We start from the raw sequence: 12,806 nt of genomic DNA, 5'->3' as shown, positions 1-12,806 counted from the left end.
GGGGGCCGCCGCGCGCAGCGCCTCGATCGCCCGCGCGGCGTTCGGCGTGGTGAGGGCCACCTCGACGATGCGTACGCCCTCTTCCAGCAGGGCGGTGCCGGCGGCGACGGCGCCGGCGGCGTCGGTGCCGCGGATGACCGCGAGGATGCGGGCGTCGGTGAGTTCGGCGGTGAGGTTGACGGTCAAGAGATCACCATTCCGCGTAGGAGCCGTCGCGGTGCCGCCAGGTGGGGCTGCGCCACGCGTGCCCGCGCTTGTCGGCCGTCCGTACGGCGTGTTCGTCGATCTCGATGCCGAGTCCGGGTGCTGTGAGCCGCTCGACGTACCCGTCGACAAACGTCAGCGGGGTCTTGTCGAGGCAGTAGTCGAGCACCTCGGCGCCGAGGTTGTAGTGGATGCCGATGCTCTGTTCCTGGATCAGGTAGTTGGGCGTGGCGAAGCCGACCTGGAGGCAGGCGGCGAGGGCGATCGGCCCGAGCGGGCAGTGCGGGGCGAGCTGCGCGTCGTACACCTCGGCCAGCGCGGCGATCTTGCGGACCTCGGTGATGCCGCCGGCGTGCGAGAGGTCCGGCTGGGCGACCGCGATGCCGGCCTGGAGCACCGGCAGGAACTCCTGCCGGTTGTAGAGCCGCTCCCCCGTGGACACCGGCGTGGTGGTGGAGCGGACGAACTCGCCGATCAGGTGCGAGTTCTCCGGCACCACCGGTTCCTCGAGGAAGAACGGCCGGAACGGCTCGAGCAGCGGGGCGAGCCGGCGGGCGGTGGCGAGGGTGAGCCGGCCGTGGAAGTCGACCGCCACGTCCCGCTCGTCGCCGAGCACCTCGCGGGCGGCGGCCACCCGCTGGACCACGCCGTCGAGTTCGGCGACGGACGCGACCGCGCTCATCCGGCCGGAGGCGTTCATCTTCACCGCGGTCAGGCCCGTGGCGACGGCGGCGCTGATCTGGTCGCGGACCTCGCCGGGCTCGTCGCCGCCGACCCAGCCGTAGACCCGGATCCGGTCGCGGACCGGGCCGCCGAGCAGCTGGTGCACCGGCGCGCCGAAGTGCTTGCCGGCGATGTCCCAGAGCGCCTGGTCGAGTCCGGCGACGGCGCTGGCCAGGATCGGCCCGCCCCGGTAGAACGAGCCCTTGGTCATGACCTGCCAGTGGTCCTCGATCCGCAGCGCGTCTTTGCCGATCAGCAGCTCGCTGAGCTGCTCGACGGCGGTGCGGACGGTCTCGGACCGGCCCTCGCAGGTTGCCTCGCCCCAGCCGACGATCCCGGAGGACGTCTCGACCCGGACGAACAGCCAACGCGGCGCGACGAGGAAGGTCTCCACCCGTGCGATCGTGGTCATGGTGTCCTCAGCCCTTCGTGGCGCCGGCGGTGAGGCCGGAGACGACGTACTTCTGCACGAACAGGGCGATCAGCATGATCGGCAGGGTGACCACGGTGGCCGCCGCCATCAGGCCGCCCCAGTCGATGCTGGCGTAGCCGACGAAGTCGAAGATCGCCACCGGGAGCGTCTTGGTGTCGGCCCCGGAGAGCACGAGGGCGAACATGAAGTTGTTCCAGGAGAAGATGAATGACAGGATGCCGGCGGTGGCGATGCCCGGCACCGACAGCGGCAGGGTGATCCGCCGGAACGCGCCGATGTGGGTCAGCCCGTCGACCAGCGCCGCCTCCTCGAGTTCGGTCGGCAGGCCGTCGAAGTAGCCCATCATGATGTAGACGATCAGCGGCAGCGACACGAACATGTGGCTGAGGATCAGCACGGTAAATCCGCCGACCATCTGCAGGTTCGAGAAGACGTAGTACCAGGGCACCAGCAGCGAGACGCCGGGGATGACCCGCGCCATGAGCACGACCAGCGCGGACTTCTTCATGTTGAAGCGGCTCATCGAGTACGCGGCGGGCACCCCGAGCAGGAGCGACAGCACGGTGGCGGCGAGCGCCACCCAGAGGCTGTTGCCGATGAACTGGACGTAGTTCGCCTGCTGGAGCACGTTGGTGTAGTTGTCCAGCGTCGGGGTGAAGGCGAACGCCTTGTCGGTGTCGTAGATGTCGACGTTGGTCTTGAACGACGCGGCGATCATCCAGATCAGCGGCGCCATCAGCGACAGCACCACGAGGACGAGGGCCACCGTCCGGAAGGTTTTGTACGGCCTGCGCAGCTTCATCGGTCCAGCCCCTTCTTGCGGTAGGTCAGGGCCCACATCACCCCGATGATGATCAGGAAGAAGATGATGAGGACGGTCGATGAGACGCCGTAGTCGTTGTAGTCGAAACTGAGCCCGTAGGCGTACACGTTGAGGGTCTCCACCTCGTGGAACGACCCGCCGCCGCGCCCCTTGGTGGCGTAGAGGATGTCGAACGTCTTCAGGGCGTCGATGCCGCGCAGCAGGATCGCGACGATCACGGTGGGCATCAGCAGCGGCAGGGTGACGTGCCGGAACCGCTGCCAGGTGCTGGCACCGTCGATCAGCGCCGCCTCCTGCGGCTCGTCGGACAGCGATGTCAGGCCGGCGAGCAGGATGAGCACGACCATCGGCGTCCACTGCCAGATGTCGATGAACATCGTCGTCGGCAGGGCCGAGTTCTGCCCGGAGAGCCAGGGCTGGGGGTCGATGCCGACCCAGCCGAGCACCTGGTTCGCCATCCCGATGTTGGGGTCGAAGATCAGCCGCCACATCATGCCGACCGCGACCGGGGTGGCCACCAGCGGCAGGAGGATCGCGACCCGGACCCACTTCTCCCCACGGAACGGCCGCCACAGCAGCAGCGCGATGGCCATGCCGAGGACGACCTCGAAGAAGAGCACGACCCCGGTGAAGAGGGCGGTACGCCACACCGCCGGCCAGAAACGGTCGGTGTCACCGAGCACGTCGAGGTAGTTCTGGAAGCCGATGAACTCGCTCTCGGCCCGCACCGATCCCTCGGCGTCGGTCAGGCTGAGGTACCCGGTCCACGCCACCGGGAAGACGATCAGCACGGCGACGAACAACATGGCGGGCGCCGCGAAGAGCCACTTGCGGTGCTCGTTGGCCCAGCGCGACCAGGCCGAGGTCTGCGGGGACGCCGGACGCGCCTCGGGCGATCTTTTGACTGGTGTGGTGACGGCTGACATGAGGTCTCCGGGTGGGTCAGGGCCAGCGTCCCGGCGCGGGTGGCGGAGCCGGTCGGCTCCGCCACCCGCGCTTCGGGCTACTTCGCCTCGTCGTCGAGGAACTTCTGGAACGCCTCGTTCGCCGCGTCCGCCGAGGCGGCCGCGTCCTTGCCGGTGATCGCATCGACGATCGGCTGACCGACGATCTCCCGCGCCTGGGCGACCTTCTCGACCAGCGGACGGTCGTGACCCACGCCGTTGGCGGTGCTGACCGTGGTGGCCTCGGCGAGGTCCTTCGGGTAGGTCGCCGCGCCCTCCGGGTTCTCCCAGACCGAGGTGCGGGCACCGGGGACGCCGGCCTTCTGCTGCGCCAGCGCCTGCTCCTTGCCGGCCGCCCACTGGATGAACTTCCAGGCGTTGTCCTGGTTCTTGGACGCCTCGTTGACGCCGAGCGCCCAGGAGGGGATGTTGTACGGCTTCGAGCCGGCCGGGCCGGCCGGGAAGGCCGCGAACCCGACGGTCTCGGAGACCTTGGACTTGGTCGGGTCGGTGGCGTTCTTGTAGAGCGAGTTGGCCTCGGTGTAGAACGCCGCCTTGCCCTGCGTGAAGATCGCCATCGCCTCGGACCAGCTCATGTCGGTGCTGATGTTCTCCGGGCCGTGCTCACGCAGCAGCCCGCCGTAGTAGGCGTACGCCTGCTTGGCCTGCTCGGTGTTGACCGACGCCTTGCCGCTGGCGTCGACGAAGTCGCCGCCGAAGCTGTAGAGGAAGCTGGAGAACTGCGTGACCGCGGCGGCCTTGCCGGTGCGGGACACGAAGCCCGCCACGCCCGGGTTGTCGGCCTCGACCTTCGCCGCCTGCGCCTTGAGCTCGTCGAGGGTCTTTGGCGGGGCGGTGAAGCCGGACTTCTCCAACAGGTCCTTGCGGTAGTAGAGGACCTCCTGCTCGGTGATGATCGGCACGCCGACCACCTTGTCCTCGTACGTGGTGGCCTGCACGGGTGCGGGCTGGAAGTCGGCGAACTCGAAGGCGTTGTCCGACTTGGTCTTGTCGCTCAGGTCGGCGAGGTACTTGTTCTTGGCGAACAGCTTCCCCTCCTGCAGCGGCCGGTACATCATCACGTCGAGATCGGTGGACCCGGCGTTGAGCTTGACGTTGTACTGGTCGGAGAGCTGGTCCTCGCCGAGCTGGGTGACCTCCACCTTCAGGCCCGACTGCTTCTCGAACTCCGGCAGGGCCTTCTTGATGTTCTCCGTCCACACATGGTTGACCAGCGTCACGCGCACAGTGTTCGAGCTGCCCGCGTCGTCGCCGCCACCGCAGGCCGACAGGCCGAGGGCGACGACCATCGCCAGGGAACTCCCGATTACTGATCGACGTCTCACGTCCATCTCTCCTTATGCCGAGGCCGAGGCCGTGGCCGCCGCCCTCGCCCCCCGACGGGTGGGCCACCACCTCGCGGTTTACATCCGCTTAACTTCGGGATGTTAGGCCGAAAAAGCAGACTTATACAAGAGGTGCAACCAACTGATATGATCCGCCGCGTGAAACAGTCCTCTCCGGGGCTTGCCGGCGCCCAGCTCGCCCCTGTCGAGGCAGGGCTGCACGCACGCGTCCTCGACCATCTCGGCACGGCCATCTGCGGCGGCGAGCTGGCGCCGGGGTCGGTGCTCAATATCGACGACCTGGTCGAGCGCTACGCCGTGTCCCGCTCGGTCGTCCGCGAGGTGCTGCGGGTGCTCGCCTCGATCGGATTCATCGAGGCCCGTCGCCGTGTCGGGGTCATGATCCTCCCCCCGAACGCCTGGAACGTGTTCGATCCCCAGGTGATCCGCTGGCGGCTCGCGTCGTCCGGCCGCATCGTCCAGCTCCGCTCGATCACCGAGCTGCGCACGGCCGTCGAGCCGCACGCCGCATGGCTCGCCGCCGAGCGGGTTGGTCACGACGAGGCCAGCGACCTCGTCGGCCTCGCGGCGAAGATGTGGGCCGCTGGCAAGGCCGGCGACGAGGAGCGCTTCCTCCAGCTCGACATAGAGTTCCACCGGCGGGTGCTGGTGGCCTCCGGCAACGAGATGTTCGTCCGGCTGCAGGACCTGGTCGCGGAGGTTCTCACCGGCCGGCACCAGCACCACCTCATGCCGCACCATCCGCACGAGCAGGCCCTCAAGTTGCACGCGGAGGTGGCCCAGGCGATCCAGCGGCGCGACGGCGAGCGCGCCCGGAAGGCCATGGTGCAGCTCATGGAGCAGGCATTCGACGAGATGAGTTCGATCTGGGAGCAGACCGGCGAACCCGGCGGCGCCTGACACGATCCGCGACCGCGCTAGCTGTAGGCCTTGTCCGCGAGTACCCGATCAGGTCGGTGCGGGGTCGAACTCGAGGAACCGCTCGGTCGCGGCGTCCTCCGTGGGCGCGGTGTAGACCGGCCGGAGCGCCTTGGCGATCTTGTCCCAGTCCTGCCGGGCCGGCGTCCCGCGGCATCCGCACCTCGACCGGCCCGACATCGGTCAGCACAGTCCTGCTCCGGCTGCCGTTACGGGTATTGCCGCTGCCCCGATCGACCAGCATCCGGTCGTCATCTGGCGTCTCTCCCTTGATCGGTCGATCAGCCGTTATCTGTACAGTCCCGCCCCGCCCGGGTGAACTCCATGACCCAGTTGGTCTCCCAGCTGTGTCCCCCGTCGGTGGAGAACGCCTGTTCCCAGCGGCAGGACGTCGGCGTGATCGCCGACCAGAGGAACCGGCACCGGATCGGCCGGCCCTCGTCGACGTCGTCGGCGAGGAAGGTGCCGACGCCGTCGACGAACCGACCGACCACCGGGGGCAGTTCCAGCACCCCACGTAAGCTGTTCATCCAGTAGATCGACCAGGTTCCGTTCGCCGGGTCGAAGATCCGTACGGTGGACCCGGCGAAGCCCTTCGTGGGGAAGGTGATCTCGTCGAAGCTGCCGGCGCCGTCGAAGAAGCTCCGCGCCACGGTGGAACCGGGGAACTCGTCCCACTCGTCGCTGCCGACGTGTCGCCGCACCAGCCGTCGGTTGGCCACGTGCCAGGTGCCGACCAGGAAGTCGAAGTCGCCCATCAGCGTCCCACCGGTCCTTCGGTGCGGGTGTCGGCGAGCCAGCCGTCGAGGTCGGGCCGGTCGGGGGTGAGGACGTGCCGGATCCAGGCGGTGCGTTCGTGTTCCAGCACGCCGAGTTCCCAGACGCAGCCCACCCCGGGTCGGCGCATGTCGGTGAAGTGCGTGGGATCGTCGTCGGGTGAGCCGACCGCCGGCTGGCCGGCCACGGCGATGCGCGCCTCGACGACGTTGTCGAAGAACCAGCTGTACGCCAGCAGGTACGCCCCGGTGTCCGCCCCGCGGTGCAGCACCACCCAGCTGCCGGCGGGGGTGCCGTCGGAGCCGGCGGGCGGGAGCAGGCCGGGCAGGAAGTCGTACGCCGCCCGCTGCACCTCGGGTTCGAGCCGGCGTTCCGGCTGGTCGATGTGGTACCGCTTGATTCTGCGTCCGCCGAGGGTGACCGGTTCCGGCACCCGCAGTTCCTTGTCTCGGAAAGCCATGCCGGGACGGTACGGCCACTCCCCTGACAGCTACTGTCAGCAGAGTGCGGGCCAGTCGACTTCTCTCCCTCCTGCTGCTGCTGCAGAGCCACGGGCGGATGACGGCCGTTCAGCTCGCCGAGCGGCTGGAGGTGTCCACCCGCACCGTCTACCGCGACGTCGAGGCGCTGCACGCCGCCGGGGTCCCGCTCTACGGCGAGGCCGGGCACGCCGGGGGCTACCACCTGGTCGAGGGCTGGCGTACCCGGTTGACCGGGCTGACCACCGAGGAGGCCGAGCGGCTGTTCCTGGCCGGTCTGCCCGGGCCCGCCGCCGAGCTGGGTTATGGGGCCGTCGTCGCCGCGCTTCAGCTCAAGCTGCGTGCCGCGCTCCCACCGGAGTTAGCCGACCGTGCCGCGCGGCTTGAGCAGCGCTTCCATCTCGACACCCCGAGCTGGTACGCCGACGGCGACGCCTCGCCGTACCTCGCGGAGGTGGCGGAGGCGGTCTGGCGGCAGCGCCGGGTGCGGGTGCGCTACCGCAGCTGGCGTGGGGAGGTCGACCGGACGCTGGAGCCGTACGGGCTGGTCCTCAAGGGCGGCCGGTGGTACGCGGTGGCCGGCCGGCCCGGGCGGGACGCTCCGGCCACCTACCGGGTGAACCAGATCCTGTCGCTGGCCACGCTGGACGAGGAGTTCGCCCGGCCGGCGTCGTTCGACCTGCCGGCCTGGTGGCGGGAGCACGTGGTGCGGTTCCGCGCCGGGCTGCACCGCGACGACGCGACGATTCGGCTGTCGCCCCGAGGCCGGCAGCGTCTTCGGGAGGTCGCCACCGAGCTGGTGGCCGCCGCGGTCGACGGGACCGCCGGGCCGCCGGACGAGGCCGGGTGGGTGACCGCGGTGATCCCCATCGAGTCGCTCACGCACGCCCATGGCGACCTGTTGCGGCTGGGCGCGGACGTGGAGGTGCTGACCCCCGCCGCGCTGCGCGAGCGGCTGGCCGCCACCGCCGCCGAGCTGGCCGCCCTGTACGCGCCGCCGACCGGGGTCACCACCTGACGGCGGGTACTCCCCCGGGCGTCATGTCGGTGCCGGCCCACCGGTGCGGTGGGCCGGCGTCGACGACCGGGGTCAGGGTGCGACGTAGGCCGCGAGGTGCTCGCCGGTGAGGGTGGAGCGGGCGGCGATGAGGTCGGCGGGTGTGCCTTCGAAGACGATCCGGCCGCCGTCGTGGCCGGCGCCGGGGCCGAGGTCGATGATCCAGTCGGCGTGGGCCATGACCGCCTGGTGGTGCTCGATGACGATGACCGACTTGCCGGAGTCGACGAGCCGGTCGAGCAGGCCGAGCAGCTGCTCGACGTCGGCGAGGTGCAGGCCGGTGGTCGGCTCGTCGAGGACGTAGACGCCGCCCTTCTCGGACATGTGGGTGGCCAGCTTGAGCCGCTGCCGTTCGCCGCCGGACAGGGTGGTGAGCGGCTGGCCGAGGCTGAGGTACCCGAGCCCGACGTCGGCGAGCCGGTGCAGGATCGCGTGGGCCGCGGGGATTCGCGCCTCGCCGGCGCCGAAGAACTCCTCGGCCTCGGTCACCGACATCGCGAGCACCTCGCTGATGTCCCGGCCACCGAGGTGGTAGTCCAGCACGGACGCCTGGAACCGCTTGCCCTCGCACTGCTCGCAGGTGGTGGCGACGCTGGCCATCATCCCGAGGTCGGTGTAGATGACGCCGGCGCCGTTGCAGGCGGGGCAGGCGCCCTCGGAGTTGGCGCTGAACAGCGCCGGCTTCACGCCGTTGGCCTTCGCGAACGCCTTGCGGATCGGGTCGAGGAGTCCGGTGTACGTCGCCGGGTTGCTCCGGCGTGAGCCGCGGATCGCGCCCTGGTCGATCGACACCACGCCGGCACCGGCGGGGATCGAACCGTGCACCAGCGAGCTCTTGCCGGAGCCGGCCACGCCGGTGATCACGCAGAGCACCCCGAGGGGAATGTCGACGTCGACGTCGCGCAGGTTGTGGGCGTTCGCGCCGCGGATCTCCAGCGCGCCGGTGGGCTTCCGTACGGTCTGCTTGAGGGTGGCCCGGTCGTCGAGGTGGCGGCCGGTGAGGGTGCCGCTGGCCCGCAGCCCCTCGATGGTGCCCTCGAAGCAGACGGTGCCGCCGGCCGTGCCGGCGCCGGGGCCGAGGTCGACGACGTGGTCGGCGATGGCGATCGTCTCGGGCTTGTGTTCGACGACGAGAACCGTGTTGCCCTTGTCCCGCAGCCGCAGCAGCAGGTCGTTCATGCGCTGGATGTCGTGCGGGTGCAGCCCGATGGTGGGTTCGTCGAAGACGTAGGTGACGTCGGTGAGCGAGGAGCCGAGGTGGCGGATCATCTTGGTGCGCTGCGCCTCGCCGCCGGACAGGGTGCCCGACGGCCGGTCGAGCGAGAGGTAGCCCAGTCCGATCTCGGTGAACGAGTCGAGGAGGTGTTGCAGACCGGTGAGCAGCGGGGCCACCGACGGCTCGTCGAGCTTGCGGACCCAGTCGGCCAGGTCGCTGATCTGCATGGTGCAGACGTCGGCGATGTTCTTCCCGTTGATCTTCGACGATCGGGCCTCGGCGGTGAGGCGGGTGCCGTCGCACTCGGGACAGGTCGTGAACGTCACCGCCCGCTCCACGAAGGCGCGGATGTGCGGCTGCATGGCGTCGACGTCCTTGGCGAGCATCGACTTCTGGATCTTGGGGATCAGGCCCTCGTAGGTCAGGTTGATGCCGTCGACCTTGATTTTCGTCGGCTCCCGGTAGAGCAGGTCGTGCAGTTCCTTCTTGGTGTACTTGGCGATCGGCTTGTCCATGTCGAAGTAGCCACTGCCGGCGAAGATGCGACCGAACCAACCCTCCATGCTGTAGCCGGGGATGGTGAGGGCGCCCTCGGCGAGCGACTTGGAGTCGTCGTACAGGGCCGAGAGGTCGAAGTCGGTGACCGCGCCCATCCCCTCGCAGCGCGGACACATGCCGCCGAGCCGGTTGAAGGTCGCCTTCTCGGTCTTCGTCCTGCCGGCGCCGCGCTCGACGGTGATCGCACCGCTGGCCTTCACCGAGGGGACGTTGAACGAGTACGCGTTGGGCGGGCCGATGTGCGGCGTGCCGAGCCTGCTGAACAGGATGCGCAGCATCGCGTTGGCGTCGGTGGCGGTGCCCACGGTGGAGCGGGGGTTGGAGCCCATCCGCTCCTGGTCGACGATGATGGCGGTGGTCAGCCCGTCGAGCAGGTCGACGTCTGGCCGGGCCAGGTTCGGCATGAACCCCTGCACGAAGGCGCTGTACGTCTCGTTGATCATCCGCTGCGACTCCGCGGCGATCGTGCCGAACACCAGGGAACTCTTGCCCGAGCCGGAGACGCCGGTGAACACCGTCAGGCGGCGCTTCGGGATCTCGACGTGAACGTCCTTGAGGTTGTTCTCGCGGGCGCCCTGCACGCGGATCAGATCGTGGCGGTCGGCGCGGTGCGGCTCGGTCGACCCGGTGTCGGTCCTCGTGGCCATGCTCATGTGTCTCCATCTGTCGGGCGGAGCCGCGTTCGCGGTGTCCGTCGGCCCGGGGCCGGGGACGGGAGAAGGCCCGGCGGTACGGCGTGGCGAGCGCGCGGGTCGAGGCCGGTGTGCGCGACGAACCCGGCCACACGGCCGCTCGGTCCCATGGCGGTCAGGCTAGCTGCGGCCCCGCCACCCGTGCTTCTCGATTTCTGATCGGTCGGGTCACCTGTTTGGCGATGCACGCCGGCATGTCCGCCGTCGGGCGTGCTCCCCAGGTCCGATAGGTGCTCGGGGGCACACCGACCAGCTCGGTGAAGCGGGTGCTGAAGGTGCCCAGCGACGAGCAGCCGACCGCGAAGCAGACGTCGGTGACGCTGAGGTCACCGCGACGCAGCAGCGCCATGGCGCGCTCGATGCGCCGCGTCATCAGGTACGCGTACGGCGACTCGCCGTAGGCCAGCCGGAACTGGCGGCTGAGGTGCCCGGCCGACATGTTCACGCCGCGGGCGAGCGCCTCGACGTCCAGCGGCTGCGCGTACTCCCGGTCGATCCGGTCGCGGACCCGGCGCAGTCGCGCGAGGTCGCGCAGGTGGTGTGCCTCGGCTGAGCTGCTGGTCACCTGGGAGATCGTGCCATATCGGGCCGTGGATCGCCTACCGTCGTGGGTCGCGCGCCGCCCTGGCCTGGTCGCCCTGGCGGAAGATCATGTCGAGGTGCTGGTCCAGGACGCGTAGCGCCTGCTGGGGTGGGTAGTGGCCGCCCAGGAGGTGGACGCCCAGTCCTTCCATGAGCGCCAGCAGACCGGCGGCGGTGTCCTCGGCGTGCGGGCCGGGCAGGAGTCCGGCGATGAAGCCGATCATCTGGGCGTTGTCGTCGCGCAGCGTGGAGGCGGCTTCGGGGCGTACGGCGGTGTAGGCGAGGAACGCCAACGCCACCCGCCCGTCGTCACGGGACTGGTCGTCCAGCGGCAGCAGCGTCGCGATGATCGTCCGCAGCAGCAGTCGTGGCGGGGGATCCTCGCCCAGGGCGGCGAGGGCTTCGGTGATACGGGCCTGGCTGCGGTCGCGGACCACCGACAGCGCGAACGCCATCATCTCGTCCTTGGTGCGGAAGTAGTGCTGCACCATTCCCGCCGAGACCCCGGCGGCTGCCGCCACGTGCCGGAGGCTGACGGCTTCGAGGCCCTGCTGTGCGGCGACCCGCATCAGCGCGTCGGCGATGAGCGTTCGTCGCTCCTGACGGTCCACCTTCTTGGGCATGGCAGCGATGCTTTCAAACCGAGGTCGTGAACTGGCGAGCGCGGCGGACGAAGCCGTCGGGGTCGTCGGCGTAGAGGCGCACCTCGTCGACCGGCCCGGTCCTGCCCTTGGGCAGGTCGAGGGTGAGCGGACGGCGCAGCCGGATGTCGACGCTGGTCTGGCTGGCGACGACGAACTGCAGCACCTGGCGGTCGCCGTCCCGCTCCACCTGGACAGACCGGCCGGACGGCAGCGAGCGGTAGCGGGCGTGCACCGCCTCGACGTCGTCCCACGGCACGGTGACGTCGATCGCGGCGTTCAGGCGTGTCCGGATGCCGCGCGGGCCGACGACGTGGGGGTGGATGGTCATGCTCGCGAAGAGACCGACCATCCAGAGCAGGCCCCAGACGCCGAGGACACCGACGATCCAGCGGGCCGGGCGCCAGGGCACGACGTTGCTGACGATGAGGTCGAAGATCGGGATCTCCACGGCGGACAGTCCGATGAGGACGCCGAGGATCGGCTTGACGACGCCGAGGTAGCTGAACGGCGCGTCGCCCGGTTCCAGCGCCGGCGGCCGGCGACGCGCCCAGAGGTAGAGGCTGCGCCACATGGCGCCCTCGGTGGCGACGGCCCGGCGCAGGAGTGGGCCGGCGCGGCCGGGCGAGCGGGTCGTCGTGTCGGTCATGGTCGTCCTCATCCTCGGCTCGGCGTCGGGGTCGGCTCGGGTACGGCGGGTGCGGTGGCCTCGTGCGGGGTGACGGTCCCGGTGGCGCCGTCGACCGTGATGATCTGTCCGGTGGTGATCCGGCGGGTGGCGTCGGGGACGCAGATGACGGCCGGGATGCCGTACTCGCGTGCCACGGTGGGTCCGTGGGCCATGATGGCGCCGGTGTCGGTGACCAGCGCGGCGGCGGTGAGGAACAGCGGGGTCCAGCCCGGGTCGGTGGTGGCGGCGACGAGGATGTCACCCGGTTCGAGGTGGGCGGTGGCCGGGTCGTGGACGACCCGGGCGGGGCCGGTGACCCGGCCGGGGGCCGCGCCGACGCCCCGCAGCGCGGTGTCGGTGGCGGGTGCGGCCGGCAGGACGGTCTCGACGTCGGTGCCGTCGGAGAGCAGGGCCACGGGCACCGTCCTGCGGCGCAGCTCCCGGTGGTGGACGACCTTGCGGGCGGCAGCCGTGGGGCGCTGGTCGCTGCCCCGGTGCACGGCGTCGTGGACCTCGTCGAGGGTGAGGAACATGATGTCGTCGGGGTGCTCCAGCAGGGCGGCGGCGGTGAGGTCGGCGCCGATGAGCAGCAGGTGGCGTCGCATCTCGCGCAGGTGGTAGAGGCCGGCGAACTTGCCCGCCTCGCGGAGGCCGGCCAGTTCGCGTGCCCGGCGCAGGAGGAACACGGCCAGCCGGCCGCGTACGGGCCGGCGGCGGGCGCG

General features: G+C 70.2%; 14 protein-coding genes and 1 pseudogene. 2 read left to right on the top strand and 13 right to left on the bottom strand.

Annotation, left to right across the window (positions count from 1 at the left end):
• The 5 genes and pseudogenes from AB0I76_RS11650 to AB0I76_RS11630 form a co-directional block, all read right to left on the bottom strand.
• Positions 1-186: pseudogene (locus tag AB0I76_RS11650) on the bottom strand (aldolase); the annotation flags it as partial.
• 4 nt (positions 187-190) lie between these two features.
• Entirely contained in the window at positions 191-1,339 is a 1,149-nt protein-coding gene (dgoD, locus tag AB0I76_RS11645) for a galactonate dehydratase (protein WP_357033553.1), read from the bottom strand.
• Between the two features lie 7 nt (positions 1,340-1,346).
• A complete protein-coding gene (locus tag AB0I76_RS11640) occupies positions 1,347-2,162 on the bottom strand; it encodes a carbohydrate ABC transporter permease (RefSeq protein ID WP_357033551.1) in 816 nt (271 codons plus the stop codon).
• Positions 2,159-3,109 (bottom strand): sugar ABC transporter permease, encoded by a 951-nt coding sequence (locus AB0I76_RS11635; RefSeq protein WP_357033549.1) that lies wholly within the window; start codon positions 3,107-3,109, stop codon positions 2,159-2,161. Before AB0I76_RS11635 ends, AB0I76_RS11640 begins: the two co-directional genes overlap by 4 nt.
• Positions 3,110-3,186: 77 nt before the next feature.
• Positions 3,187-4,473: a sugar ABC transporter substrate-binding protein gene (locus AB0I76_RS11630; protein ID WP_357033546.1), complete on the bottom strand. Its 1,287-nt coding sequence runs from the start codon at positions 4,471-4,473 to the stop codon at positions 3,187-3,189.
• A 159-nt stretch (positions 4,474-4,632) separates the two neighbouring features.
• Between AB0I76_RS11630 and AB0I76_RS11625 the strand changes: the two genes are divergently transcribed.
• On the top strand, positions 4,633-5,394 hold the full coding sequence (locus tag AB0I76_RS11625; RefSeq protein ID WP_357033544.1) for a FadR/GntR family transcriptional regulator: 762 nt from the start codon (positions 4,633-4,635) through the stop codon (positions 5,392-5,394).
• Positions 5,395-5,442: 48 nt separating this feature from the next.
• On the opposite strand, the gene AB0I76_RS11620 is transcribed toward AB0I76_RS11625, so the two are convergent.
• From AB0I76_RS11620 to AB0I76_RS11610, 3 genes are all read right to left on the bottom strand, one after another.
• A complete protein-coding gene (locus AB0I76_RS11620; RefSeq protein ID WP_357033541.1) occupies positions 5,443-5,592 on the bottom strand; it encodes a hypothetical protein in 150 nt (49 codons plus the stop codon).
• Positions 5,593-5,693: 101 nt separating this feature from the next.
• The gene (locus AB0I76_RS11615) at positions 5,694-6,170 is read right to left on the bottom strand and encodes a hypothetical protein (protein WP_357033538.1); all 477 of its coding nucleotides are present in this window, start codon (positions 6,168-6,170) and stop codon (positions 5,694-5,696) included.
• Positions 6,170-6,649, bottom strand: a complete 480-nt coding sequence (locus AB0I76_RS11610) for a hypothetical protein (protein ID WP_357033535.1) — start codon at positions 6,647-6,649, stop codon at positions 6,170-6,172. The genes AB0I76_RS11615 and AB0I76_RS11610 overlap by 1 nt, the downstream gene beginning before the upstream one ends.
• A 44-nt stretch (positions 6,650-6,693) precedes the next feature.
• Between AB0I76_RS11610 and AB0I76_RS11605 the strand changes: the two genes are divergently transcribed.
• The gene (locus AB0I76_RS11605) at positions 6,694-7,686 is read left to right on the top strand and encodes a WYL domain-containing protein (RefSeq protein WP_357033532.1); all 993 of its coding nucleotides are present in this window, start codon (positions 6,694-6,696) and stop codon (positions 7,684-7,686) included.
• 72 nt (positions 7,687-7,758) lie between these two features.
• Here AB0I76_RS11605 and AB0I76_RS11600 read toward each other — a convergent pair whose 3' ends face one another.
• The 5 genes from AB0I76_RS11600 to AB0I76_RS11580 all read right to left on the bottom strand — a co-directional run.
• Positions 7,759-10,146 (bottom strand): excinuclease ABC subunit UvrA, encoded by a 2,388-nt coding sequence (locus AB0I76_RS11600; RefSeq protein ID WP_357033528.1) that lies wholly within the window; start codon positions 10,144-10,146, stop codon positions 7,759-7,761.
• Between the two features lie 160 nt (positions 10,147-10,306).
• Positions 10,307-10,756, bottom strand: a complete 450-nt coding sequence (locus AB0I76_RS11595) for a helix-turn-helix transcriptional regulator (RefSeq protein ID WP_357033525.1) — start codon at positions 10,754-10,756, stop codon at positions 10,307-10,309.
• Between the two features lie 34 nt (positions 10,757-10,790).
• Positions 10,791-11,396, bottom strand: coding sequence for a TetR/AcrR family transcriptional regulator (locus AB0I76_RS11590; protein WP_357033522.1), 606 nt, complete (start codon positions 11,394-11,396; stop codon positions 10,791-10,793).
• 13 nt (positions 11,397-11,409) lie between these two features.
• Entirely contained in the window at positions 11,410-12,063 is a 654-nt protein-coding gene (locus AB0I76_RS11585; protein ID WP_357033519.1) for a hypothetical protein, read from the bottom strand.
• Positions 12,064-12,071: 8 nt separating this feature from the next.
• Positions 12,072-12,806, bottom strand: a 735-nt coding sequence (locus tag AB0I76_RS11580) for a PEP-utilizing enzyme (protein ID WP_357033516.1), incomplete at its 5' end; no start/stop codon positions are given.

This window comes from Micromonospora sp. NPDC049799, assembly GCF_040656655.1.
Classification (GTDB): domain Bacteria; phylum Actinomycetota; class Actinomycetes; order Mycobacteriales; family Micromonosporaceae; genus Micromonospora.
The sequence above is the reverse complement of the archived record's forward strand: the minus strand, read 5'-3'. Positions and strand labels throughout refer to the sequence as shown.

Bases quoted from the DNA above. Each gene is read 5' to 3' on its own strand.
- dgoD (WP_357033553.1), bottom strand. From the start codon at position 1,339: ATGACCACGATCGCACGGGTGGAGACCTTCCTCGTCGCGCCGCGTTGG.
- AB0I76_RS11640 (WP_357033551.1), bottom strand. From the start codon at position 2,162: ATGAAGCTGCGCAGGCCGTACAAAACCTTCCGGACGGTGGCCCTCGTC.
- AB0I76_RS11635 (WP_357033549.1), bottom strand. From the start codon at position 3,109: ATGTCAGCCGTCACCACACCAGTCAAAAGATCGCCCGAGGCGCGTCCG.
- AB0I76_RS11620 (WP_357033541.1), bottom strand. From the start codon at position 5,592: ATGTCGGGCCGGTCGAGGTGCGGATGCCGCGGGACGCCGGCCCGGCAG.
- AB0I76_RS11615 (WP_357033538.1), bottom strand. From the start codon at position 6,170: ATGGGCGACTTCGACTTCCTGGTCGGCACCTGGCACGTGGCCAACCGA.
- AB0I76_RS11610 (WP_357033535.1), bottom strand. From the start codon at position 6,649: ATGGCTTTCCGAGACAAGGAACTGCGGGTGCCGGAACCGGTCACCCTC.
- AB0I76_RS11600 (WP_357033528.1), bottom strand. From the start codon at position 10,146: ATGGCCACGAGGACCGACACCGGGTCGACCGAGCCGCACCGCGCCGAC.
- AB0I76_RS11590 (WP_357033522.1), bottom strand. From the start codon at position 11,396: ATGCCCAAGAAGGTGGACCGTCAGGAGCGACGAACGCTCATCGCCGAC.
- AB0I76_RS11585 (WP_357033519.1), bottom strand. From the start codon at position 12,063: ATGACCGACACGACGACCCGCTCGCCCGGCCGCGCCGGCCCACTCCTG.